Origin of the sequence: Streptomyces sp. NBC_00859, from assembly GCF_045161865.1 — a bacterium.
Lineage (GTDB): Bacteria > Actinomycetota > Actinomycetes > Streptomycetales > Streptomycetaceae > Streptomyces.
The window spans coordinates 3,859,695-3,883,620 of record NZ_CP108826.1; the positions used below are offsets into that span (position 1 = coordinate 3,859,695).

The 23,926-nt window shown below is 71.0% G+C and carries 18 protein-coding genes and 1 pseudogene; 11 read left to right on the forward strand and 8 right to left on the reverse strand.

The window, feature by feature from the left end:
- The first annotated feature begins 98 nt into the window (after window positions 1-98).
- Both OG584_RS16485 and OG584_RS16490 read left to right on the forward strand, forming a co-directional pair.
- Complete coding sequence (locus OG584_RS16485; RefSeq protein ID WP_405778613.1) at window positions 99-872, forward strand: uracil-DNA glycosylase; 774 nt, start codon at window positions 99-101, stop codon at window positions 870-872.
- 209 nt (window positions 873-1,081) lie between these two features.
- On the forward strand, window positions 1,082-2,173 hold the full coding sequence (locus tag OG584_RS16490; RefSeq protein WP_405778615.1) for a magnesium and cobalt transport protein CorA: 1,092 nt from the start codon (window positions 1,082-1,084) through the stop codon (window positions 2,171-2,173).
- A gap of 18 nt (window positions 2,174-2,191) precedes the next feature.
- Here the strand turns inward: OG584_RS16490 and OG584_RS16495 are convergent, their stop codons facing one another.
- Complete coding sequence (locus OG584_RS16495; protein ID WP_405778617.1) at window positions 2,192-2,776, reverse strand: GNAT family N-acetyltransferase; 585 nt, start codon at window positions 2,774-2,776, stop codon at window positions 2,192-2,194.
- A 192-nt stretch (window positions 2,777-2,968) separates the two neighbouring features.
- On the opposite strand from OG584_RS16495, the gene OG584_RS16500 reads away from it, so the two are divergent.
- Window positions 2,969-4,210 carry a hypothetical protein gene (locus OG584_RS16500; RefSeq protein ID WP_405778619.1) on the forward strand — a complete coding sequence of 414 codons (1,242 nt, stop codon included), beginning with the start codon at window positions 2,969-2,971 and terminating at the stop codon, window positions 4,208-4,210.
- Between the two features lie 2 nt (window positions 4,211-4,212).
- Here the strand turns inward: OG584_RS16500 and OG584_RS16505 are convergent, their stop codons facing one another.
- Window positions 4,213-4,623, reverse strand: coding sequence for a hypothetical protein (locus OG584_RS16505; RefSeq protein ID WP_405778621.1), 411 nt, complete (start codon window positions 4,621-4,623; stop codon window positions 4,213-4,215).
- A 99-nt stretch (window positions 4,624-4,722) separates the two neighbouring features.
- On the opposite strand from OG584_RS16505, the gene OG584_RS16510 reads away from it, so the two are divergent.
- Window positions 4,723-6,750, forward strand: a complete 2,028-nt coding sequence (locus OG584_RS16510; protein ID WP_405778623.1) for an FUSC family protein — start codon at window positions 4,723-4,725, stop codon at window positions 6,748-6,750.
- A gap of 184 nt (window positions 6,751-6,934) precedes the next feature.
- On the opposite strand, the gene snpA is transcribed toward OG584_RS16510, so the two are convergent.
- Window positions 6,935-7,609 (reverse strand): snapalysin, encoded by a 675-nt coding sequence (gene snpA, locus OG584_RS16515; RefSeq protein WP_405778625.1) that lies wholly within the window; start codon window positions 7,607-7,609, stop codon window positions 6,935-6,937.
- Between the two features lie 164 nt (window positions 7,610-7,773).
- On the opposite strand from snpA, the gene OG584_RS16520 reads away from it, so the two are divergent.
- From OG584_RS16520 to OG584_RS16540, 5 genes and pseudogenes are all read left to right on the forward strand, one after another.
- On the forward strand, window positions 7,774-8,667 hold the full coding sequence (locus OG584_RS16520) for a LysR family transcriptional regulator (RefSeq protein WP_405778627.1): 894 nt from the start codon (window positions 7,774-7,776) through the stop codon (window positions 8,665-8,667).
- Window positions 8,668-8,796: 129 nt separating this feature from the next.
- Complete coding sequence (locus OG584_RS16525) at window positions 8,797-9,099, forward strand: barstar family protein (protein ID WP_405778629.1); 303 nt, start codon at window positions 8,797-8,799, stop codon at window positions 9,097-9,099.
- 162 nt (window positions 9,100-9,261) lie between these two features.
- On the forward strand, window positions 9,262-10,941 hold the full coding sequence (locus OG584_RS16530; protein ID WP_405778631.1) for a VWA domain-containing protein: 1,680 nt from the start codon (window positions 9,262-9,264) through the stop codon (window positions 10,939-10,941).
- Window positions 10,942-11,040: 99 nt separating this feature from the next.
- Window positions 11,041-12,654: a methionine--tRNA ligase gene (gene metG / locus OG584_RS16535; RefSeq protein ID WP_405778633.1), complete on the forward strand. Its 1,614-nt coding sequence runs from the start codon at window positions 11,041-11,043 to the stop codon at window positions 12,652-12,654.
- 161 nt (window positions 12,655-12,815) lie between these two features.
- Window positions 12,816-13,028, forward strand: a pseudogene (locus OG584_RS16540) (Uma2 family endonuclease); the annotation flags it as partial.
- Between the two features lie 235 nt (window positions 13,029-13,263).
- Here the strand turns inward: OG584_RS16540 and OG584_RS16545 are convergent.
- Together OG584_RS16545 and aspS are read right to left on the reverse strand one after the other, a co-directional pair.
- On the reverse strand, window positions 13,264-14,082 hold the full coding sequence (locus tag OG584_RS16545) for a L,D-transpeptidase family protein (protein ID WP_405778635.1): 819 nt from the start codon (window positions 14,080-14,082) through the stop codon (window positions 13,264-13,266).
- A 469-nt stretch (window positions 14,083-14,551) separates the two neighbouring features.
- Complete coding sequence (gene aspS, locus OG584_RS16550; protein ID WP_405778637.1) at window positions 14,552-16,336, reverse strand: aspartate--tRNA ligase; 1,785 nt, start codon at window positions 16,334-16,336, stop codon at window positions 14,552-14,554.
- Window positions 16,337-16,508: 172 nt separating this feature from the next.
- Here aspS and OG584_RS16555 point away from each other — a divergent pair, with 172 nt between their 5' ends.
- The gene (locus OG584_RS16555) at window positions 16,509-18,896 is read left to right on the forward strand and encodes a SpoIIE family protein phosphatase (protein WP_405778639.1); all 2,388 of its coding nucleotides are present in this window, start codon (window positions 16,509-16,511) and stop codon (window positions 18,894-18,896) included.
- Here the strand turns inward: OG584_RS16555 and OG584_RS16560 are convergent.
- The 3 genes from OG584_RS16560 to OG584_RS16570 form a co-directional block, all read right to left on the reverse strand.
- Window positions 18,818-19,924 carry an AI-2E family transporter gene (locus OG584_RS16560; protein ID WP_405778641.1) on the reverse strand — a complete coding sequence of 369 codons (1,107 nt, stop codon included), beginning with the start codon at window positions 19,922-19,924 and terminating at the stop codon, window positions 18,818-18,820. The two genes, OG584_RS16555 and OG584_RS16560, sit on opposite strands and share 79 nt — an antisense overlap.
- A 246-nt stretch (window positions 19,925-20,170) precedes the next feature.
- Window positions 20,171-21,127, reverse strand: coding sequence for a pirin family protein (locus OG584_RS16565; protein ID WP_405778643.1), 957 nt, complete (start codon window positions 21,125-21,127; stop codon window positions 20,171-20,173).
- Between the two features lie 304 nt (window positions 21,128-21,431).
- Window positions 21,432-21,887 (reverse strand): SseB family protein, encoded by a 456-nt coding sequence (locus tag OG584_RS16570; RefSeq protein WP_328318616.1) that lies wholly within the window; start codon window positions 21,885-21,887, stop codon window positions 21,432-21,434.
- A 152-nt stretch (window positions 21,888-22,039) separates the two neighbouring features.
- Between OG584_RS16570 and OG584_RS16575 the strand changes: the two genes are divergently transcribed.
- Window positions 22,040-23,866, forward strand: a complete 1,827-nt coding sequence (locus tag OG584_RS16575; RefSeq protein ID WP_405784106.1) for an acyl-CoA dehydrogenase — start codon at window positions 22,040-22,042, stop codon at window positions 23,864-23,866.
- The last annotated feature ends 60 nt before the right edge of the window (window positions 23,867-23,926 follow it).

Consider the following 23,926-nt stretch of genomic DNA (forward strand, 5'->3'; position numbering starts at 1 on the left):
CACGGCCGGGCACGCGAGGTTACCGCTGCGGGGCCTTGGCGGCGACCGGATTTCGGCGCCTCCGGCGAACGCCGCTCGGATCGCCGTACCGTGGCAAAATGGCCGAGTCCGGAGTGTCAGAGCCCCAGCCGAGCGTCGCCGACCGGCGGTTTCCCGCCCACCGGGCGCCGCGCTGCGCCGATATCGGTGAGCTGGACGCACAGCTGACCGGATGCCGCGCCTGCCCCCGGCTGGTGGCCTGGCGCGAGCAGGTCGCCGTGGAGAAGCGCGCCGCGTACCGGGATGACGACTACTGGGGGCGCCCGGTCCCCGGCTTCGGACCCGACGACGCCGCGCTGGCCGTGGTGGGCCTGGCGCCCGCCGCGCACGGCGGCAACAGGACCGGGCGGATGTTCACCGGCGACCCGGCGGGCGACTTCCTCGTCGCGGGGCTGCACGCCGTCGGCCTCGCCTCGCAGCCGACCGCCACCGGTATCGACGACGGGCTCACGCTGCGCGGCGTGCGGATGGCCGCCCCGGTGCACTGCGCGCCCCCGCAGAACAAACCCACCACCGAGGAGCGCGACACCTGCCGGCCCTGGCTGGCGGCGGAGCTGTCGCTGCTGCACCCCGGGCTGCGCGCGGTGGTGGTGCTCGGCGGCTTCGGCTGGCGGGCGCTGTTGCCCGTACTCGCCGACGCGGGCTGGCAGCTGCCCAGGCCACGTCCGAAGTTCGGGCACGGCACCCAGGTGGTGCTCGCCGACCGGGACGGCGAGGAGCTGCACCTGTTCGGCTGTTACCACCCGAGCCAGCGCAATGTGAACACCGGGCGGCTGACCCGGCCGATGCTGGATGCGGTGTTCCGCGAGGCGGCCGCTGTCGCGGGACTGTAGGTTCCGTTGCCCGCGGCGGGCGGGCCCGGTGCCGGCGACAGGCGGGGCCGGTGCCGGCGACAGGCGGCCCCGGTGCCAGCGGCGGGCGGTCCCGGTGCCCCGGCGGGGCGGGAGGGGGCCGACCGCCGGCCGCTCAGTGGTACCGCGCTCGGCCCTGCGGAGACCGGCGGTGGCACACTGGCCCGCGGTCCGCCGAAGGAGCAGCCACCATGCCGATGTTCCGCACCCTGCGCCGTGCCGTGCGGCTCCCGCACCAGCGCACGGTCGATCTCAGCCACCCCGCCCGCTCCCCGCTCGGCAGCGCGGTCGTGAACTGCGTGGTCTACCGCGACGGCGAAAGGCAGCCGGGTGACTGCCCGGCCGACGAGGCGCTGCGCCGGGTCAGAGCAGCGGGCAGCGGCTTCGTCTGGATCGGGCTGCACGAGCCGCCGCAGGCGGAACTGGCCGCGATGGGAGAGCTGTTCGGGCTGCACCGGCTCGCCGTCGACGACGCACTGCGCCCGCATCCGGGCCCCAAGATCGACACCTATGGCGACGTGCTCTTCGCCGTGCTCAAGACCGTCGGATACATCGAGCACCAGGAACTGACGACGACCAGCGAGATCGTCGACACCGGTGAGCTGATCGCCTTCACCGGAGCCGACTTCGTGCTGACCGTCCGGCGCGGCCGTTACGGCTCGCTCGGCCCGCTGCGCGAGGCCCTGGAGGCGGCCCCCGGCCAGCTCGCCAAGGGCCCGGCGGCCGTGCTGCACGCCATAGCCGACCACGTCGTCGAGGAGTACGCCCGTGTCGCCGACGCCGTGCAGGACGACGTCGACGCCGTCGAGTCCGCGGTCTTCTCGCAGCAGGCCGCGAGCGGCGACTCCGAGCGGATCTATCTGCTCAAGCGGGAGCTGATGGAGTTCAGGCGGGCGGTGGTCCCGCTCTGCCGCCCGCTGGAGAAGCTCCTCGCCCAGCAGCCGACGCCGCTGCTGACCGAGGACATCCGGACGTACTTCCGCGACGTGGCGGGACGGCTCACCCGGATCACCGAGCAGACCACGGCGTACGACGCGCTGCTCGACTCGGTGCTCCAGGCGCATCTGGCGCAGGTGGGCATCGAGCAGAACGAGGACATGCGGAGGATCAGCGCCTGGGCCTCCATAGTCGCCGTACCGACCATGGTGTGCGGGGTGTACGGCATGAACTTCGAGCACATGCCGGAGAAGCACTGGGAGTACGGCTATCCCCTGGCCATGGCCCTGACCGCGATCGCCTGCCTGACCATGTACCGGGCCTTCCGCCGCAACGGCTGGCTGTAGCGGCCCTCCCGCTGCCCGCTACCCGGCGCTGCCCGCATGCTCGATGGCGCGGCTCCACGCCTCGTACGTGGGCTGCGGCTGCGTCGCCACCAGGCGCTCACGCGGCTCGCGCGGGCGCACATCGCCGAAGCGGGCCCAGCCCCACTCCCGCATCGCGCTGCGGGCCGGTGTGTTCTCCGGCTGCACCAGGGCCGCGACCAGCGCGGCCCGCGAACGCACCAGGAGCTGGTCGACGAGACGGGTGGCGATGCGCTGCCTGCGGTAGGCGGGCTGCACCATCAGCTCGGCCAGGACGAACACCTGCCCGGAAGCGGTCAGCTCCTCGATATCCACCGGGAGCCCGCCGCGGAAGCCCCGCCAGAGGCCGCCGTCACGCTCCAGCACATACCCGTACGCACATCCGGCCAGCGAGGGACCGTCGGCGACCATCATGTCGAAACCGGGGCGCTGCATGTCCTCGGCGAAGCGCTCCAGGAACTGCTGGCGATCGTGGTACTCCTCCCCACGCGGACCCCGGTACGCCTCGACATAGGTGTCCGCAACGGCCTCCCGCTGCTGTTCGGCCTGCCATCTGGTCAGGCGGCGCATGAAGACCTCTGCCATGTGTTCCTCCCGTTTTCCGGCCATCGTCTCAGCGCCCGGCGATCAGCGAAACGGATAGTGCAGGATCCGGCCTCGCGCGGACCCCCGCAGGCGAGGCCAGGTGGCGCGACGCGGAAAGGCCACGCGGCGGAAATGGCCGAATGGCGCCGTCCGGAGTGGCGGGCTCCCGGCCGGTGCCTTCCCCTGGGAGACGTGACGGACGACGGCGCGGGCGGACTCGACGGGCCGGGGGCCCGGACCGCCGCGGCGGCCGGGCGCCCGGCGGGCCGCCGGGTCCGGGCGTTCTTCGCCGTCCTGCTGATCGTGGCCGCCGGGATCCTCACCCCGGTCTCCACGGTCGCCGTCTGGACCCGCGACGTCGTGGGCGACACGGGCCGCTACGTCGCACTGGTGCGGCCGCTGGCGTCCGACCCTGCCGTGCGGTCCGCCGTCACCGAGCGGGCGACGGACGCCATCGTGCGCCACGTCGACCTGGACACCCTGCTCAAGTCGGTCGGCGCCACCGACCGGGCCCTCATCGAATCCGCCATCGGCCCGGGGTTCAAGGGCCTGGTGCACGACACGGTGGCCGAGTTCGTTGCCAGTGAGGCGTTCGCCGAGGTCTGGACCCAGCTCAACAGGACAGCCCACACCGCCGCTGAGAAAGCCCTGACCAGCGACCGGGGCACCGCGCTCACGATCGATCTGGCACCCGTGACGGACGCGGTCAAGCAACAGCTCGTGGACAGAGGACTGACGGTCGCGTCGAAGATCCCCACCGTGCACACCCGGTTCACCGTGGTGGACTCCGACGCGGTCGGCCGGGCGCGCACCGCGTTCCGGCTGCTGCGGGGCGGTGGTCTGTGGCTGCCGCTGGTGACCGTACTGCTCGCGGTGGGGGGCGTTCTCCTCGCGGTCCGCCGACGGCGGGCCCTGGTCACGGCCGCCCTGGCGGTGGCGGCCGGTGCGCTGCTGCTCGGCCTGGCACTCGCCGTGTTCCGCGGCGTGTACCTGGACCGGCTCCCGGAAGACATCCCGCGGCCCGCCGCCGCTGCCGTCACGGACGCGCTGACGGCCTTCCTGTGGACATCGGTCCGGATGCTCGCCGTCTCCGGCGCCGTGGTGGCGCTCGCCGCCTGGCTGGGCGGCCACGGGCGGGCGGCGACGCGGGTACGGACGGTGTGGCGGCGCGGCATCGGCGCCGCGGGTGACGCCGTCGGCCTGCAGACCGGACGGGCCGGCCGGCGGGTGCTGCACGCCAGGCCCTGGCTGAACGCGGGGGTGGTGGCCGTCGCGCTCGCCGTCTACCTGGTCCAGGACCGGCCGGCCGCCGGCGTCGTCGCGGGGATCGCGCTGGCCGCGCTTGCCGCGCTGGCGCTCGTGGAGCTGCTCGCCGCCGGCGCGGCACCGCGCCCCGCCGGCGGCGGGCAGTCAGCCGGCGGTTCCCCGCCGTGAGATCACTCCTCGTGTGTGTAGAACAGGTAGAACGTCGTGACCAGCGCACCGATGCCGAACCCGGCGCCGATGAACGCCGACGTCAGGACACTCGCCCCGGTCATCGAGTACAGGAACCCCATCGCTCCGCCGATGAGCAGGCCGTACCCGGCCGCCCTCGCCTCCTTCGGGAGCGCGTGCTGGATCCGGCCGAAGCCGAAGGCCAGCAGGGCGAGAACGAGACCCGAGACCACGCTGAGGACCACCTTGGCGGTGCTGAAGACGTGGCCGGAGCTGAGGATGAACGCCGTGTAGAGGCCGTACACGACACCCAGGACGAGAGGCGTCGCCAGTGCCGCCACCGGCAGGTGCCCGTGCGCCGCGGGCTTCCGGCCGGCCGGCCTGTGGCCGCGGACAGTCGTTGGTGTGGCCATCGCAGATTCCTTCCGCTCGCCTTCCACCAGCGCACACCCGCAGCGGCGTCCCGGCAACTCGTACGGACCAACGCTCGCCCCGGCACGTAGGTTGTTGCCATGGGCGACACGGTCGGCAGCACAGCAGACACACACGGAAAGCAGCCGCTGATCTCCCCGCCGGAGTGGCTGATCCGGGGGCTGCGCCCGCAGCGGGCACCGGTCCCCTGGGCCGCCGTGGTCCGCGCGAGCGTCGCCCTGGCAGCACCGCTGGCCGTCGGCCTCGCCGCCGGCCGGCCCGCCTACGGGGCGCTGGTGGCCATGGGCGCGCTGTCGGGCGTCATCGGCGACACCGCCGACGCGTACCGCATGCGGATCTTCAACATCGCCGTGCCGCAGTGTTTCGGTGCGGTCGGCGTCATGCTCGGCACCCTCGTGTACGGCGACGGCTGGGCCGCGGTGGCGGCGCTCACACTGGTCGCGCTGGTCTCCGGGATGATCTCCACGATCGGCGCGGTGGCGTCCGTCTCCGGGCTGCTGCTCCTGCTCAATTCCGTGGTCGGCGCGGGCCTGCCGATGCCGGGCCCCTGGTGGAAGGCCCCGCTGCTGCTCTCGCTCGGCGGGCTCTTCGTACTGGTGCTCGCGCTGCTCGGCTGGCCGCTGCGTGCTCGGACGCCCGAACGGACCGCGGTCGCGGAGACCTACCGCGCCGCCGCCGGGCTCCTCGCGGCGGCGGGCACGCCCGCCTACGGCGACCGGCGCCAGGGCGTCACCGCCTCGCTGAACGCCTCGTACGACCTGATTCTCGCCCGGCGCGCCCACTACCACGGCCGCAGCACAGCGATGGTGCGGCTGCTCGCCCAGCTCAACGTGCTCGTCCCGCTGGTCGAGGCGGCCGCCGCCGCCCATCTGCACGGGCGCGCCTCACGCCGCCCCGAAATCGCCGCCGCGGTGCGGGACTTGGCGGACGTGGTCGCGACAGGCAGGCCGGGCGGTGTGCCCGACCTGGTACTGCCCGAGCCCGAGGGGCCCGCCGACCGCGCCATGAACGCGGCGCTGCGGCACGCGGGCGCCGTCGTCAGCCACGCCGACCCGGAGCATCCGGATCACGACGGCGCCGACGACCGGCTCGGCCGCCCCGCCGAACTGGGCGTCCGCGCCCGCCGCGCCGCCGCCACCGTCCTGCTCTCGCCCGCCTCCTGGCGCTACGGCCTGCGGCTCGCTCTCTGTATCGGCCTCGCGCAGGTGCTGGTGTCGGTGGTGAGCGTCCCCCGCTCGTACTGGGTCGCGCTCACCGTCACCTTCGTACTCAAGCCGGACTTCGGCTCGGTCTTCTCGCGCGCGGTCCTGCGGGCGCTCGGGACCGCGGTCGGGGTACTCACCGCGGCACTGGTCCTCGGCGTCGTACCGCGCGGCTGGTGGGACGTGCCGGTGATGGTGGTGCTGGCAGCCCTGATCCCGGCGGTCTCCGCGAACGGGTACGCCTTCCAGACCGCGGCCATCACCCCGGTGATCCTGCTGATCTCCGACCAGCTCAACCACCTGGGGTTCCATCTGGTGCTGCCCCGCCTCTTCGACAGTCTGATCGGCTGCGGTATCACCCTGATCGCGGGCTACCTGCTCTGGCCGGAGAGCTGGCACACCAGGATCGGCGACCGTCTCGCGACCGCGGTCGAGGAGAGCGCGCGCTATGTCGAGTGCGCCTTCGGAGGGGGCAGCGGACCCGGCCCGGTGCACGGCGGCACGGCCGCCGCGGCCCCGCCGGGCGATCACAACGACCGGGCCCGGATGCGGCGGCGGCTCTACCGCGATCTGTCGGTCGTACGGACGGAGTTCCAGCGGGCGCTGACCGAACCGCCGCCCACCGGGAGACGGGCCGCCGCCTGGTGGCCGCTGGTCGTCGCGGCGGAACGGATCGTGGACGCGACGACAGCCGCGCGGGTACGCGTCGACCACGGCGCCCGGCCGCCCGCTCCGGAGGAAGTCGGCGCGGTGACAGGGCAGTTGCGGGAGCTGGCGCAGGGACTGCGGTCGAGCCCGGTCCTGGTGGAGGTGGAGACCCGGATCGAGGGCGACGACGAGGGCGTACTCGCGCCACTGCGCCAGGAGGTCGTCGCGGCACGGGAGATCGCCTCGCCCCAGCGCTGACACGGCCCGGACACGACGGAGCCGGGCCGGGCGGTGCCCGGCCCGGCTTGTTCCGCCCCGGCAGGTCACCCGCACCCGGCGTCGTCAGCGACGCCGGGTGCGGGGGTGGGGGGCCGACGCCGGGGAGGTGGCGTCAGGGCTTGCTCCAGGGTCTAGCCTCAGCACCCGGTTCCATAGCCTTGTGTCAGGACCTGGCCGCCACGTTCGCCTTGGCCAGCGCCTTGGCGAAGCCGTTCGCCCACAGCGAGTCGACCTGAGCGCGCTCCTGCGCGTCCGGCTGCTGGTTCGTGCAGGACGGGCCGGGGCCGCCACCCGACATCAGCTCGCTGCACGGTCCGCTGTAGTCGTCCGGAAGACCGAGCACGTGGCCGGTCTCGTGGGCGGTGACACGGACCGAGTCGTACTCCTGGGTCTGCGCGTGGTCCAGGAAGACGAACCCGCTGCCGTGCCCGTCGGTCGAGGCGTACGAGCCCTGCGGGTCGTCGCCCTCACGGTAGGAGAAGTCGGCGCCCGACGATCCCGCCTGGAGCTTGACGTTGGTCTCGGCCGCGTTCCATATCTGCGCGCTGGCCGCTATCTGGCTCTGGTAACTGGGCGCCGCCGAGGCGTCGTAGGTGATGGTGACCGACTTCAGTCCGGGGTGGGCCGCCTGCTTCTTCGCGACCGACTTCATCACGGCCTCGAAGAAGGCCTTGTTGCCGGCCTCCTGCTTCGCACCCGCGTAGTGCTGGGCGCTCTGCGCCGCGGTGTGCTGCGTCGGGGCCTGGGTGGTGGCGGCCTGGACGGGTGCGGCGGTGCCGAGGGCCGCGGCGATGCCGAGGCCGAGGATCGCGGACAACGCGGTATTACGGTGCTTCATGTGGGGGGCTCCTACTCGTCCGGTGTGGGGGTGAACGGGTGGTACCGGAGAGTGTGCTGTGCGGGCGCCCCGCCGGGATGATGGCAACTGGCGATAACTTGGGGCTATCGGTGGGGGTTTGATGGTCTGGTGCCACTCCGGGCACACCCCTACTCTCTGGTTCCATGGACCTTGAGGTGCGGCACCTCCGCGCACTGTGCGCCATAGAGGACACCGGGAGCCTGCATCGGGCGGCCCGTGAGCTCGGCATGAGCCAGCCATCGCTCACCACTCAGCTCCGCCGGATCGAGAACTCCCTGGGCGGGCAGCTCTTCTCCCGGGCCCGCACCGGCTGCCGGCCCACCCCGCTCGGACGCACCGTCCTCAGCCGGGCCCGGCCGCTGATCGACGAGATGCGGTCGCTGGTCACCGAGGCGAAGTCGGCTGCCGCGCGCGCGGCAGGGCCCCGGCTGCGGATCGGTGCGACGGCGAGCCGGGCCATCCCCGGCTGGCTGCGCCGGCTGCGCGGCCGGCTGCCGGACACCGAGACATCGCTCCATATGGACGTGTCGGCCAACGCCCTGCTGCGGCAGGTCGCATCGGGCCAGCTGGACGTGGCGTTCGTGCACGAGGTCGAGGGGTGTCCGCTGCGGGTACCGGCCGGCCTGGAGGTACGCGTCCTGGTCGAGCGGGAACCGCAGTCCGTGACCCTGCCCGCCGACCACCCGGCGGCCGGCGACCCGGTGGTGAAGCTGGCCGATCTGGCGACGGACCAGTGGATGGTCGACCCGACCGTGGACGGCGAATGGGACGGCATGCGCCGGATGCTGCGAGAGGCGGGCCTCAATCCCCGTGTGCTGCACGGCGATTACCTCACCGCGTTCGCCCTGGTCGCATCCGGAGAGGTGGTCACGGTGTGCCAGCCGACCACCAGACCCAGACCCGACCTGGTGATAAGACCACTGCACGGGGACCCACTCGGAGTCCGGCTGCTGCTCGCGGCGGGCCCCGCGGCGGACGGGGCGGAGCTGGACGTGGTGTACGAGGAGCTGGCGGCCGCGTACGGGGAGTTGCTCTAGGTTTCCGCCGGATCCAGCCGGTCCGGCCCGTCACTGAGGGTGGCCAGGTACTCCGGCTGGAGCCAGTGACGAGTCCATGGGGAGCCGGCCCCGCACACCTGTCGCACCTTCCGCGTACCATCCGCTGCCATGGGCACCGAACTGGTCGTGGACCTGCGCACGCTGCCGCTCGCCTCGCTCGACGATTTCTGGGACGCGGTGTCCCGGCCGTGCGGGCTGCCCGACTGGTTCGGCCGGAACCTCGATGCCTGGTGGGACGTGGTGGAGACCCGCGGTGTCTCGGAAACGGTCGACGCGCACGGCCTGCTGGTCGTACGGGCCAGGGCGGCCGGGCTGTTCGCACCGGGGCAGCCCGACGGTGCACGGCTGTCGGCGCTGTTCTCCGACACGACCCGCGCACGGCTCGACCTGGAGCCCGACCCGGCGGCGTGAGTCCTACGCTTCCTGAGACCGGCCCTTCAGGGGCCGGTCGGTCCAAGATCGCCCACGGCGGTCGTTAACCTTACGTGTCCGCCCTGGCCAGGGATCGCCTCCCGTCGGCGCGGACTTGTCTCGTACTCGACTCACTGCGAATCATTGCGAAAGGTCTCGCCCATGGGCATTCGGAGCTTGCTGCGCAAGGTGTTTGGACGCGACCGCGTGGAGTCCGGTGAGCCGTCGGCGGCCACTACCGTTCCGGCGCAGGCCGAGCGTACGACGCAGTCATCGGAGACAGCGCACAGCGTGCCGGCGGCGACGACTGCGGAGTCCTCGCCGGAGAAGGTGACATCGGCGAACTCGGCACCGGACAAGACGTCGTCGTCGAAGGCGTCCCCCGAGAAGAAGGCGTCGGACAGCTCGTCTGCCGCGAGCGCGTCGTCCGGGAGCACGCAGCCGGAGAACACATCGCCCGGAAGCGCCTCGTCGGGGAAGGCCGGTACGGCTTCCGTACCGGCTCAGGCCGACAAGTCGTCGAGCGCCGTGCCGGACGCCGGCAGAACGGCGCCGAAGCAGACGCGGAGGTCCGGCCCCGGGATCGCGTCCGACCTGGTGGCGGAGGCCTTCGACAACCCGAAGCGGAGGTCGGCGGACCCGACCGTCCCCGCTCAGGCGAAGGCATCGGACGAGCCCGCTCCGACCGCTCCGGCCGCGTCCCCTGCCGTGCCGGAGCCCGAGTCCGTCGAGGAGACGAAGCCGGAGGCCGGGCCCGCTGCCGAGGCGGAGCCCGAGCCCGTCGCCGAGCCCGTCGCCGAGGCGGAGCCCGAGTCCGTCGCCGAGGCGGAGCCCGAGTCCGTCGCCGAGGCGGAGCCGGTTGCCGTTGAGACGGTCGCGACGGTCGCGACCGAGGACACGGAGCCGGAGGCCGAGGCCGCCGCCGAGCCGACGCCCGAGCCGGCCGCCGCCGAGCCCGTCGTGCCGGAAGCCGCGCCCGTCGAGGCCAAGGCCAAAGCCAAGAAGAAGGCCACAAAGGCCACCGGAGCAGCGGCCAAGCCGAAGACGAAGGCAAAGGCCAAGGCGGCTGAGACAGAAGCCGAGACGGAGACACCGGCAGAGACACCGGCAGAGACACCGGCAGACGCCGGGGCGGAAGCCGCACCCGTGACCGCCGCACCCGCGCCTTCCGGCGTCAAGACCGATCTCAAGACGCGCGCCCCCCAGCTCGTCAGCGCCCACCAGGCCGCCGGGGCTGCGATCGACAAGGCCGGGCTGCGTGACACCAGGGCCGTCGTCTACCTCGTCCTCGACCGGTCGGGCTCCATGCGTCCGTACTACAAGGACGGCAGCGCGCAGGCACTCGGCGAGCAGACCCTCGCCCTCGCCACGCACCTCGACGAGCGGGCCACCGTCCGTGTCGTCTTCTTCTCGACCGACATCGACGGCACCGGGGAGCTGACGCCCGACGCGTACGAGGGCCGCGTCGACGAGCTGCACGCCGGGCTGGGACGGCTGGGCCGCACCAGCTACCACCGGGCCGTGGAGGAGGTCACCGCTCTGCACGAGAAGTCGGCCGACCCCGCCGCCCCCGCCCTGGTGATCTTCCAGACGGACGGCGCCCCGGACGCCAAGGTCGTGGCCAAGCAGGCCATCGCCGAGGTGGCGGACAAGCCGCTGTTCTGGCAGTTCGTGGCCTTCGGCGACCACGAGTCGAAGGCGTTCGACTTCCTGCGGAAGCTGGATGTCCCGCACGCCGCGTTCTTCCACGCGGGTCCCACCCCGCGCGAGCTCGCCGACTCCGAGGTGTACGAGCAGCTGCTCGCGGCCTTCCCGGCCTGGCTGGCGGCGCGCAAGGCCTGAACCGGACAGCACCGGCCGAACGGAGCCCCCGCCCACCGGGCGGGGGCTCCGGCACAATCCCGTTCGGCCGGTCGGCGCGGGGCCGTTAGGATTTCGACCATGGCGGCCACTGGATCCGAGAAGCAGGGGACGAACGCGTACTACGTATCGACCCCCATTTACTACGTCAACGACGCTCCTCACCTGGGCCACGCCTACACGACCGTTGCAGGGGACGTGCTCACGCGCTGGCACCGTCAGCGCGGCGAGAAGGTGTGGTACCTCACCGGCACGGACGAGCACGGTCAGAAGATCATGCGCACGGCCGATGCGAACAACGTCACACCGCAGGAGTGGTGCGACAAGCTCGTCGAAGAGTCCTGGAAGCCCCTCTGGGAGCATCTGAACATCGCGAACGACGACTTCATCCGGACGACGGAGAAGCGGCACACGGACCGTGTGCAGGAGTTCGTGCAGGACCTGTTCGACAAGGACGAGATCTACAAGGGCGGCTACGAAGGCCCGTACTGCGTGGGCTGCGAGGAGTACAAGCTCCCCGGCGACCTGATCGAGGGCGAGCCGGACTTCCCCGGCCAGAAGCTGTGCCCGATCCACAAGAGGCCGGTGGAGATCCTCAAGGAGGAGAACTACTTCTTCAAACTGAGCGAGTACGGCCCGAAGCTGCTGGAGTTCTACGAGGCCAACCCGGGCTTCATCCAGCCCGAGTCGGCCCGCAACGAGGTCGTGAACTTCGTACGGCAGGGGCTTCAGGACCTGTCGATCTCGCGCTCGACCTTCGACTGGGGCGTCCCGGTGCCGTGGGACGAGAAGCACGTCATCTACGTCTGGGTGGACGCGCTCCTCAACTACGCCACGGCCGTCGGCTACGGCGCCAACCAGGAGAAGTTCGACTCGACCTTCCCCGCCGACGTGCACCTCGTCGGCAAGGACATCCTGCGCTTCCACGCGGTGATCTGGCCCGCGATGCTGATGGCTCAGGGCCTGCCGCTGCCCGGCAGGGTCGTTGCGAACGGCTGGCTGATGGTCGGCGGCGAGAAGATGTCGAAGTCGAACCTGACCGGCATCAAGCCGCAGGATCTGACCTCGCACTTCGGTGTGGACGCCTACCGCTGGTACTTCCTGCGGGCCATCGCCTTCGGCAGCGACGGATCGTTCTCCTGGGAGGACTTCTCCGCCCGCTACACCTCCGAGCTGGCGAACGACTACGGCAACCTCGCCTCGCGGGTGGCCGCCATGGTCGGCAAGTACTACGGCGGGACCCTGCCGGCCGCCGAGGCCCCCGGCACAGCCGAGCAGGCCGTGCAGGAGGGTCTCGCCAAGGCGGTCACCGAGGCCGACCGGCTGATCGGTGAGGAGCTGGACTTCCAGGGCGGAATCCTGGCGGTCTTCGACTTCGTGAAGCAGGTCAACGGCTACATCACGGAGCAGGAGCCGTGGAAGGTCGCCAAGGACGGGTCGCCGGAGGGCCGGGCCCGCCTCGCGACCATCCTCTACACGGCCGCCGAGTCGCTGCGTGGTGTCGCGGTCCTGCTGAACGCGGTGATGCCGGTGACCTCGCAGAGCCTGTGGGATTCGCTGGGCGCCGCCGCCGGTCTGGGCGCGCTCGCGGACCAGCCGCTGCGGGAAGCGGGCTCCTGGGGGCAGCTCCCGGTCGGCACGACGGTGACGAAGGGCGCGGTGCTGTTCCCGCGCCTGGAGGAGAAGCCCGCGTAGCGCTGAGCGTCTGCGACAGAAGGCCCGGAACCGTGACGACCGATTCCGGGCCTTCTGGTTGCCGTACGGGTCAGCGGACCCAGGCCGTGAGCGGCTCCGTTTCCAGCTCGATCCCCACCGGGCCGGGCAGCTCGACGCTCTTCCCGAACGGAACCGTGACCACGTTCGTCGGCCAGGGGGAGTGGGCCGGTGCGGACGGTGCGCTGATGGTGGTCGAGGTCACCTCGAACGACGACGACACCGACCGCCGGGACCGGGTGGCGAAGCCCCGCGCCTACGCCGAGACCAGCATCCCCGTCTGTCTGCTGATCGACCGTGACACCGGTGAGGTCAAGGTCCACTCGCTGCCGGACGGCGTGCAGTACGAACAGCTCGCCGCTGGGAGCCAGAGCTCCGTCGGGGCGGGCGTTGCCCTTGCGGTAGGTCTCGATCCGCAAACCCTGCTCCGGATGGAGCCACAGACTCTGATCAGCCTGCATACACAGACGGGTCACCGTTCGACGATCCGCCCGTGGACGGTGCACCGCTCCTCCACGACGCTCACCACGGTCTCTCCGGGATCGGTGACACTCTCCGGACTACGGGGCACCGCTCTGCCTCCGCCTGGCTTCACTTGCCCAGCATCGACGCGTCTCCCATGACCACCACCGGCTCCTTCGACGGGTCGAGCCAGCGCAGCAGCTCCTTCATGCGATCCTCCGGCAGGGAGACGCAGCCATGCGTGGGGCCGCCGTGATCGACGTGGATCCAGACGCCGCCACCCCGGTTCGCACCCATCGGGCGGGACCAGTCGAGCGGCGTCCTGCCGGGCGTGTGGTTGTAGTTGATCGCCACCACGTAGTCGAAGGCGCCCGCGAGGGACTCGCCCTCGAACCCGTTGCCGGCAGCGACGAACTCGGACCGGTGGTCGTACGGCAGGCGGGTGCCGGGGTCCGCCTTGCGGCCGCCGGCGTCGGTCAGGCCGAAGACCCCTGCGGGTGAGTGGAGGTCGCCCAGGTGGTGATCCTCGGTCCAGCCGCGCAGTGCGTTGCGCGACGCCCACGGATCCGATACCGGCTCCCAGCCCCTGGCCGGGTCGCGGACGTAGAGGACGACCGTGGAGTGACTGGAGTCCGCCGCCTCGCCGGTGACGACGACCGCCTGCCGGGCGGATTCCGGGATCCTCTTCAACGTGTGGGGGCCGAGTGCGGGGATCTCCTTGACCTGCAGCTCCGCCGCCCGGCGGAGTTGCGGATCGGCTGCGGGCGTCGCGGACGCACCGGGCCTCGCCGCCGCGCCGGGCGGCCCGCCGTGACCGCTGTTGTCCTCAACCGTCCGGGCCGGGGCCGTCGCGTGTCCCGGGAACCCCGAACACCCGGAGAGCACCAACCCACCGGTGACCAGTGCGGTCGCGACAAGCGCACCTCTGGGAAGTCGGCGAAGAGACATGTACCGGCCTTTCATTTCACGTCGGATCACTTCGGGTGCACGCCTATAACGACTGGTGGGTGCCGTTGGCGTCGTTCTTATGCCGGGGAACCTGCGAAGTCGCCTCCGCAGGCGGCCCCTTCGTCGAAGTCGGGGTGGAGCACGACGGCGGTGCCGACGGTGTCGCGAAGCGCGCGCCTGCCGGAGCCTGCCGTACGGCCGCCGGCCGTGGCACGTCTCCACGCATACCCGGACCTGCCGGAATCACATTGCCTTCGTCCTCGGTACGGGGATTGCCCGGCACGCCGATCAGTCCGTCGTACTGCCTCGTCCCGTGGAGCATCCGGCAGAGCAGGAAGGAAAACCCGGCAGGACGGAACAGCCCCCGGTCGGTCGACCGGGGGCTGTCCGCTGTTTCACGTGAAACCGTGCGGTGTGGGACCGGACGGCGTGCGAGGGCTGTGACGCCGCCCCCGCCTGCCGGTCGGTCCTACTTCTCCTGCTTGTCCTTCGGCGGTGCCGCGGGCTTGCGCAGCTGGATGTTCAGTTCACGGAGCCGGGTCTCGTCGAGCACCGTGGGGGCGCCCATCATCAGGTCCTGCGCGTTGCCGTTGAGCGGGAAGGCGATCGTCTCGCGAATGTTCGGCTCGTCGGCCAGCAGCATCACGATGCGGTCCACGCCGGGGGCGATGCCACCGTGCGGCGGGGCGCCGAGGCGGAAGGCACGGAGCATTCCGGCGAACTCGTGCTCCACGGTCTCCCGGTCGTAGCCGGCGATCTCGAACGCCTTGAGCATCAGGTCGGGCTCGTGGTTACGGATGGCGCCCGAGGAGAGTTCGATGCCGTTGCAGACGATGTCGTACTGGTAGGCCAGGATGTCGAGCGGGTCCTTCTCCTCCAGGTCGGCATAGCCGCCCTGGGGCATCGAGAAGGGGTTGTGCGAGAAGTCGATCTTTCCGGTCTCCTCGTCCTTCTCGTACATCGGGAAGTCGACGATCCAGCAGAACCGGAACACGTCCTCCTCGAAGTGACCGGCGCGCTTGGCCGCCTCGACGCGGACCGCGGACATGATCCGGGACACCTCGTCGAACTCGCCCGCGCCGAAGAAGACCGCGTGGCCCGGCTTGAGCTCCAGACGACCGGTGAGGGCCGTGACGTCGTCCTCGGTGAGGAACTTGGCGATCGGTCCGGCGAGCGCGCCGTCGTCACCGACACGCACCCAGGCCAGACCCTTGGCGCCCTGCTCGACGGCGTACGCGCCGAGGCCGTCGAAGAACTTGCGGGACTGGCCCGCGGTGTCCGGGACGGGCAGCGCGCGGACGTGCTGACCGGCGAACGCCTTGAATCCGGAGTCGGCGAAGACGTCCGATACGTCGACCAGTTCGAGCTGGGCGCGCAGGTCGGGCTTGTCGTTGCCGTACTTCAGCATCGACTCGCGGAACGGGATCCGCGGGAACGGCGAGGTGACGTGGCGGCCGTTGCCGAACTCCTCGAACAGTTCGGTCATCAGCTTCTCGATCGGGCCGAAGACGTCCTCCTGCTCGACGAAGCTCATCTCGACATCGAGCTGGTAGAACTCGCCGGGCGAGCGGTCCGCGCGGGCGTCCTCGTCGCGGAAGCAGGGCGCGATCTGGAAGTAGCGGTCGAAGCCCGAGATCATCAGCAGCTGCTTGAACTGCTGCGGCGCCTGCGGGAGCGCGTAGAACTTGCCCGGGTGCAGCCGCGAGGGGACCACGAAGTCACGGGCGCCCTCGGGGGAGGTCGCGGTGAGGATCGGGGTCGCCATCTCGTTGAAGCCCAGCTCGGTCATCTTGTGGCGCATGGCGGAGATGACGGCCGTACGCAACATGATGTTGCGGTGCATGCGCTCGCGGCGCAGGTCGAGGAAGCGGTACTCCAGGCGCCGCTCCTCGTTCACGCCGTCCTCGGCGTTGATGGTGAAGGGCAGCGGGGCGGCGGCGCCGAGCACCTCGACCTCGCCGACCTCGATCTCGACCTCGCCGGTCGGCAGCTCCTCGTTGACGTTCTCGGTACCGCGTGCGGAGACTTTGCCGTCGATCCTGACGACCGTCTCCTTGGTGACCTTGGAGAGCGCCTCGTTGGCGGGGGTGCCGGGCCGGGCGACAAGCTGCGTGATGCCGTGGTGGTCGCGCAGATCGATGAAGAGGATGCCGCCCAGGTCTCGGCGATTGTGCAGCCAGCCGCTCAGCCGGACGTCGGAGCCGACGTCAGAGGCGCGGAGCTCGCCGCACGTGTGGGACCTGTACCGATGCATCGTTCATCCAGTTCTTCGCGAGACAGGCGGGAAGGGTGTACTTCGCACCAGGGTACCGCCGGGCACACCGTGCCTTTACGCCTTTATTGGGCCGTGACCGCGGCCCCCGGGGACGGCCGCATGGCCGCACCCTGTGTGGCGGCTGCCGGTGTCACCTTCTTAAAGTGGGTCAATGCGCACCGAGGACGTCCTGGCCGCCATCGCCACCGGCCTGTGGCGATGGGACAACGCCGCCGGGCTCGTCACGCTCGACGCGGAAGCCGCCCGGCTCCTCGGTATGCCCGCCGAAGCAACGACCATCTCCGAGGTGACAGCCCGCTCCCGATTCCACCCGGTCGACTGGAACGAGATCAACGGGACCGTGAACCTCGCGGTCGCCGAGGACACCCTGGCCGAGGCCAGGCTGCGCATCGTGGACGAGTCCGGCCAGGTTCTCCGTACCGTGCGCAGCCGCTCCAAGCCGCTGGTCAGTGCGGACGGCTACATCCTGGTCGGCACCCTCCAGGAGGTCGCGGAGCCGCAGCCGGGGGACGCGGCCCATACCCCGATCACCGGTGACTGGCGCCGTTCCCGTGAGGCGTTCCTGCTGGACGCCGGGCGCGCGCTCGCCGAGGCCAGGTCCACCGAGGAAGTACTGCGGGTCGCTGCCTCGCTGTCCATGCCCGGCTTCGAACCGGACGGCCTCGCGGTCTTCGGGATCACCGGCGACTGGCTGACGATCATCGGGGCCCACGGCCACAACCCCGGCCAGAACGGCCTGATGTCGGAATTCCCGATGAGCACCGAGGCGGACTACCCGGCCGCCGAGGTGGCCAGGACCGGGCGGGCCATCTATCTGCCGACGCCCGCCACGTACCGCGAGCGCTACCCCCGGTACTGGCCGTTGGTCGAACCGCTCGGGCGGCAGTCCTGGGCGTTCGTCCCGCTGGTCGACTCGGGCGTGACGATCGGCGCCTGGATGGCGGCCTTCGCCTACCCGGTCAGCTTCTCGCCCGACGAACGCTCGGTGCTGACGACCGTCGCCCGGATGCTGGCCCAGGCGCTGGCCCGCGCGGGGGTCGCCGACAACGAGCGTGAGCTGTCCCTGGGGCTCCAGCGCTCGATGCTGCCGATGCTGGGCCCCCGCATCCCGGACATGACGGTCGCCGCACGGTATGTACCGACCGGGGGCGGGCTCAAGGTCGGCGGTGACTGGTACGACGTGATCGCGCTGCCGGGGAGCACCGCGGAGGCGGACGGCAAGGGCGGCGGCCGGGTGGCGCTTGTGATCGGCGATGTCCAGGGGCACGACGTGCGGGCCGCCGGAATGATGGGCCAGCTGCGGATCGCCCTGCGGGCGTACGCGGCCGAGGGGCACCCGCCCGACGCGGTGCTCTCACGGGCCTCGCGGTTCCTGTACGGCATCACGGACACGTACGACCAGGGCGACACCGAAGAGCCGCCCGCCCCCCGGTTCGCGACCTGTCTGTACGTCGAGGTCGACCCGGCCACCGGAACCCTCGACGTCGCCCGCGCCGGCCATCCCGACCCGACGGTCCGCACGGTCGACGGCACAGTGCTGGTGCGACCCGTCGAGGGCGGGCTGCCGCTGGGCATCCATCCGGACACCGACTATCCGACGACTCGGCTCGTGCTCCAGCCGGGCGAGACGCTGATGATGTGCACGGACGGGCTCATAGAGACCGGCGGCCACGACCTCGACACGGGCTGGGAGCGGATCCGGGAGACGCTGGAGCGGCACACCGGGGAGAATCTGGAGATCCTCGCCGACGCACTGGTGCAGGCCGCGCACGGCCCGCCGGAGCACCATCACACCGGGCCGTTCTCCGACCGCCGCGAGGACGACATCGCGGTCCTGCTGATGTCCCGCGCGGGCGAGCCCGTACGAACGGGCACCACCCGCCGTATCTCTCTGACGATCGCCCAGGCCCAGCCGGAACTCATCTCGGCGGCCCGGAGCCAGCTGCGGGAGCTGCTGCACGACTGGGCGGACAGCGAACAGGTCGACTCGGCCGCCCTGATGGTCTCCGAGATGGCGACGAACGTCCTCATCCACACGGACGGCGACGCCACGCTGAAAGCGGATGTCACCGGTGAACCCAGCAGCCGACGGCTGCGGGTGGAGGTTTCCGACGACAGCGACGAGCTGCCCCACAAGCGCCGCCCCGGCGAGATGGCCTCGTCGGGGCGCGGACTGCTGCTGATGGAGATGCTCGCGGACATGTGGGGAGTGGACCCGCAGGGCTCCGGCAAGTCGATCTGGTTCGAGCTGTACGAGTCGCGCGGCGGACGGGACGACAAGGAGGCCGGTGAGGCCGACGGCTCCGACGGCCCGTCATCCGACCTCCTGACAGAGTTCCTGGCCGATCTCGCACCCGACGAGCTGCTGGAGGCGGACAGCCCGCAGCCGTCTGATTCCGGGGCGGTTCCCGATCCGGGTTCCGCTTCAGGGGCGGGCTCCGGGCCCGCTTCCCGGTCCGGTCACGCGTCCCGGCCGGGCGCGGGCACCGGCCCCGCGCCCGCGCCCCCGTCGGCGCCCGGCTCGGGCTCCGGCGGGTAGCGCTTCCGCAGCTCCCCGATCACACCGAAGGCGGCCGCCGCGACCGGTACGGCGAGGAGCATCCCCAGGAGCCCCGCGACGCTGGCCCCGGCGGTCAGTGAGATCAGGACCATCGCCGGGTGCATCTGGACCGTGCGGCTCTGGATCACGGGTTGCAGGACATGCCCCTCCAGCACCTGCACCAGCAGGACCACGCCCAGCGCCCAGAGCGCGATCACGAACCCCCGGTCGGCGAGCGCGACCAGGACGGCGACGGCACCGGAGATGAACGCGCCCAGATACGGGATGTAGGCGCCGACGAACACCAGCGCACCGAGGCCGATCGCTCCCGGCACCCGCAGGATCAGCAGGCCGACCGTGATGCAGACGGCGTCGATGAGCGCGATCAGCGTGGTACCGCGCATGAACCCCTCGACGGCCTCGAAGGCGCGGCGGGCCATGGCCTCCATCGTGGCCCCGTGGCTCGGCGCGATGGCGTACGCCAGGCCGCGGGCGTGGTCACGGTCGCGGATGAAGAAGAAGGTGAGCAGCAGCGCCAGCACGCTGGTCGCGATGAGCGTGCCGATCAGGCTGAGTCCGCTGAGCAGCCCGCCCGCCGCGTTCGCGCCGAACTTGCCGAGCAGGTTCTTGGCGTTGTCGGCGATGCTGGTGACGCCGTCACCGGTGGCCACCCCGAAGTGGTCGGCGATCCACTTCCCGGCGTCCTTGAGCGAGGCGACGATCTGGTCGCCGGTGTCGATCAGCGCGGTGACGACGATGTACCCGGCGCCGCCGACCACGGCGACGAGCACGGCGCAGGTGAGCCCGGCCGCGAGCGACTTGTTCAGTCGCATCCGGACCAGCCACCGGTGGACGGGTCCGAGGAGCGCCGTACCGAGCAGGGCGAGCATCACCGGGGTGACGGCGGTCTTGAGCGTGACGCACAGCCAGACCGCGACCGCGGCCACACCCGTGACGAGCAGTGTGACGACGCACCAGGCAGCCAGACGGCGGGCGTGAACGGGCAGGAGCGGCTTCTGGGTATGCACGCCTCCAGCCGATCACGGACGCCGGGCTACGGCTCGTTCGCCGGGGCCGGGCGAGTGGCGCGGGGCCGGGCGAGTGGCGCGGGGCCGGGCGAGTGGCGCGGGGCCGGGCGAGTGGCGCGGGGCCGGGCGAGTGGCGCGGGCCGAAAGCCACGCACAGCCGGGGCGGACGGCAGCCACGGGCGAGGAGCTGCGGGCGTCCCGCAGCTCCTCGCCCGCCATTCCGTCGGTGGGCCGCGTCCCCTCCGGCTACATCCCGTGTACGGCGGGCACCGTGCCCAGCCGTCCACGCTGGAAGTCCTCGAAGGCCTGCTTGAGTTCGGCCTCACTGTTCATCACGAACGGCCCGTAGTGCGCCATCGGCTCGCGGATGGGCCGGCCGCCGAGGAGGACGACCTCCAGGTCGGGGCTCTTCGCGTCCTGGGCGCCGTCGGCGCGGACGGTCAGCGACGAGCCCTCGCCGAAGACCGCGGTCTGGCCCGTGCGGACCGGGCGGCGGTCCGTACCGACGGAACCGTGTCCGGCCATCACGTACGCCAGCCCGTTGAAGTCCTCGCGCCACGGCAGCGTGACCTCGGCGCCCGGCCGTACCGTCGCGTGGATCATCGTGATCGGGGTGTGGGTGATGCCGGGACCCTCGTGGCCGTCCAGCTCACCCGCGATGACGCGCAGCAGCGAGCCGCCGTCGGCCGAGGTCAGCAGCTGGACCTGGCCGCCGCCGATGTCCTGGTAGCGCGGGGCCATCATCTTGTCGCTCGCCGGAAGGTTCACCCAGAGCTGGAGCCCGTGGAAGAGACCGCCGCTCACGACCAGCGACTCCGGCGGCGCCTCGATGTGCAGCAGGCCGGAGCCCGCCGTCATCCACTGGGTGTCGCCGTCGTTGATCGTGCCGCCACCGCCGTTGGAGTCCTGGTGGACGAAGGTTCCGTCGATCAGATAGGTGACGGTCTCGAAGCCGCGGTGCGGGTGCCAGGGCGTGCCCTTGGGCTCACCCGGCGCGTACTCCACCTCACCCATCTGGTCCATCATGATGAACGGGTCGAGGTACTGGTAGTTGATCCCGGCGAACGCGCGGCGCACCGGGAACCCCTCACCCTCGAAGCCTCCCGGCGCGGTCGTCACCGCCAGCACCGGGCGCGGCACGGCACCCTCCGGCGCGTGGACGCGCGGCAGGGTCAGTGGATTCTCGACGGTGATGGCAGGCATGACGGCCCTCCTGGCTGGGATGCTCGGCATTCAAAGTAGTTGAATGGTGAACATCTAGCAAGGCGTGACCATTCCCGGACCCTGCTGATCCCATGCTTCAGGCCAAAGATGGCCGGATCGGCCGCGCCCACACCCGCGCCCACCCCGCCGCACCGCCCGGCCGCGACCCCGGTTCACGCCACCCCGGTCCGATCACCGGCCGGACGGCGCCAGGCCACAACGGGCCAGGCCGCCCGCATCACACCGGACCGGCCCGCATCAGACCGGCCCGTGCCCGATCACGCCGGGCGCGGACCGGTTCCGCTCAGCCGTACATCCGCCGCATCGCGAAGTCGACCATCTGCTCCACGGCCTTCGCGTCGAAGACCATCCGGTGCTCGCCCTCCATGTCGAGGACGAAGCCGTACCCGGTGGGCAGCAGGTCGATCACCTCGGCCCCGGTGATCACGAAGTACTTGGACTCCTTGCCCGCGTACCTGCGGAGCTCCTTCAGTGAGGTGAACATCGGGATCACCGGCTGCTGGGTGTTGTGCAGCGCGAGGAATCCGGGGTTGTCGCCGCGCGGGCAGTAGACCTTCGACGTGGCGAAGATCTGCTGGAAGTCCTCGGCGGCCATCGAGCCGGTGGTGAAGGCCCGCACGCCGTCGGCGAGCGAGGGCGGGGACGGCTCGGGGTACAGCGGCTGATCACCGTAGCCGGGCTGCGGCGCGGCGTACTGCTGCTGGGCGCCCTGGTTCGGGTTCGGGTCGTAGCCGTACATGCGCGCAAGAGTACTGAGTAAAGGGGTCCCGCCGCAGGGGCGGTCTCGTCACACTTGACCGATAGGGGTTGCATCTTATTACCGACGGGTAGCATCATCGTAGCTACTTGCTGGTATTCGTTACAGGTATGCGTTACGAGAGGGCTGTCGCCATGGGGCACTACAAGTCGAATCTCCGCGACATCGAGTTCAACCTCTTCGAGGTCCTCGGCCGCGACAAGCAGTACGGTGCCGGGCCGTTCGCCGAGATGGACGTCGACACCGCGAAGAGCATCCTCGACGAGGTGGCCCGGCTCGCGGAGAACGAGCTCGCCGAGTCCTATGCCGACGCCGACCGCAACCCGCCGGTCTTCGACCCGGACACCAACACCGCCCCCGTGCCCGACACCTTCAAGAAGTCCTACCAGGCCTTCATGGAGTCCGAGTACTGGCGCCTGGGCCTCCCCGAGGAGATCGGCGGCACCACCGCTCCGCGCTCCCTGATCTGGGCGTACGCGGAGCTGCTGCTCGGCGCGAACCCGGCGATCTGGATGTACTCCTCCGGTCCGGCGTTCGCCGGGATCCTCTTCGAGGAGGGCACCGAGGAGCAGAAGAAGATCGCGGAGATCGCGGTCGAGAAGCAGTGGGGCTCCACGATGGTCCTCACCGAGCCGGACGCCGGCTCGGACGTGGGCGCCGGGCGCACGAAGGCCGTCCAGCAGGACGACGGCTCCTGGCACATCGAGGGCGTGAAGCGCTTCATCACCTCGGGCGAGCACGACATGTCCGACAACATCATCCACTACGTGCTGGCGCGCCCCGAGGGTGCGGGCCCCGGCACCAAGGGCCTCTCGCTCTTCATGGTCCCGAAGTTCGAGTTCGACTGGACCACCGGCGAGCTGGGCGAGCGCAACGGCGTGTACGCCACCAACGTCGAGCACAAGATGGGCCTCAAGGCCTCCAACACCTGCGAGATGACGTTCGGTGACCGCCACCCCGCCAAGGGCTGGCTGATCGGCGACAAGCACGAGGGCATCCGCCAGATGTTCCGCATCATCGAGTTCGCCCGGATGATGGTCGGCACCAAGGCCATCGCCGCCCTCTCGACCGGCTACCTGAACGCCCTGGAGTACGCCAAGGAGCGCGTACAGGGCCCCGACCTCGCGCAGTTCATGGACAAGACCGCGCCGAAGGTCACCATCACGCACCACCCCGACGTACGTCGCTCGCTGATGACGCAGAAGGCGTACGCCGAGGGCATGCGCACCCTGGTGCTCTACACGGCCTCCGTCCAGGACGCGATCCAGGAGAAGGAGGCCGCCGGCGAGGACGCCAAGGCGCTGCACGGCCTCAACGACCTGCTGCTGCCCATCGTGAAGGGGTACGGCTCGGAGAAGTCGTACGAGCAGCTGGCCCAGTCGCTCCAGACCTTCGGCGGCTCCGGCTACCTCCAGGAGTACCCGGTCGAGCAGTACATCCGGGACGCCAAGATCGACACCCTCTACGAGGGCACGACGGCGATCCAGGGACAGGACTTCTTCTTCCGGAAGATCGTCCGCGACCAGGGCGCCGCGCTGAACACCCTCTCCGAGGAGATCAAGAAGTTCCTCGCCTCCGGCACCGGCGGCGAGGAGCTGACCGTCGCACGTGAGCAGCTGGCCAAGGCCGCCGTGGACCTGGAGGCGATCGTCGGCACGATGATCACCGACCTGACCTCGACCGGCGAGGACGTCAAGAACATCTACAAGGTGGGGCTCAACACCACCCGCCTGCTGCTGGCTTCGGGCGACGTCGTCGTGGCGTACCTGCTACTCAAGGGCGCGTCGGTGGCCGCCGAGAAGCTGCCGACGGCTTCCGCCAAGGACACCGCGTTCTACCAGGGCAAGATCGCGGCCGCGAAGTTCTTCGCGGCGAACATCCTGCCCGACGTGAGCGCGCAGCGCGCCCTCGCCGAGACCGTCGACACCTCGCTGATGGACCTCGACGAGGCGGCGTTCTGAGCGGACCCCCGCACCGCTTCCGCGCGTCCCGCGTGTGACTTCGGCGGCGGCGTGACCCCG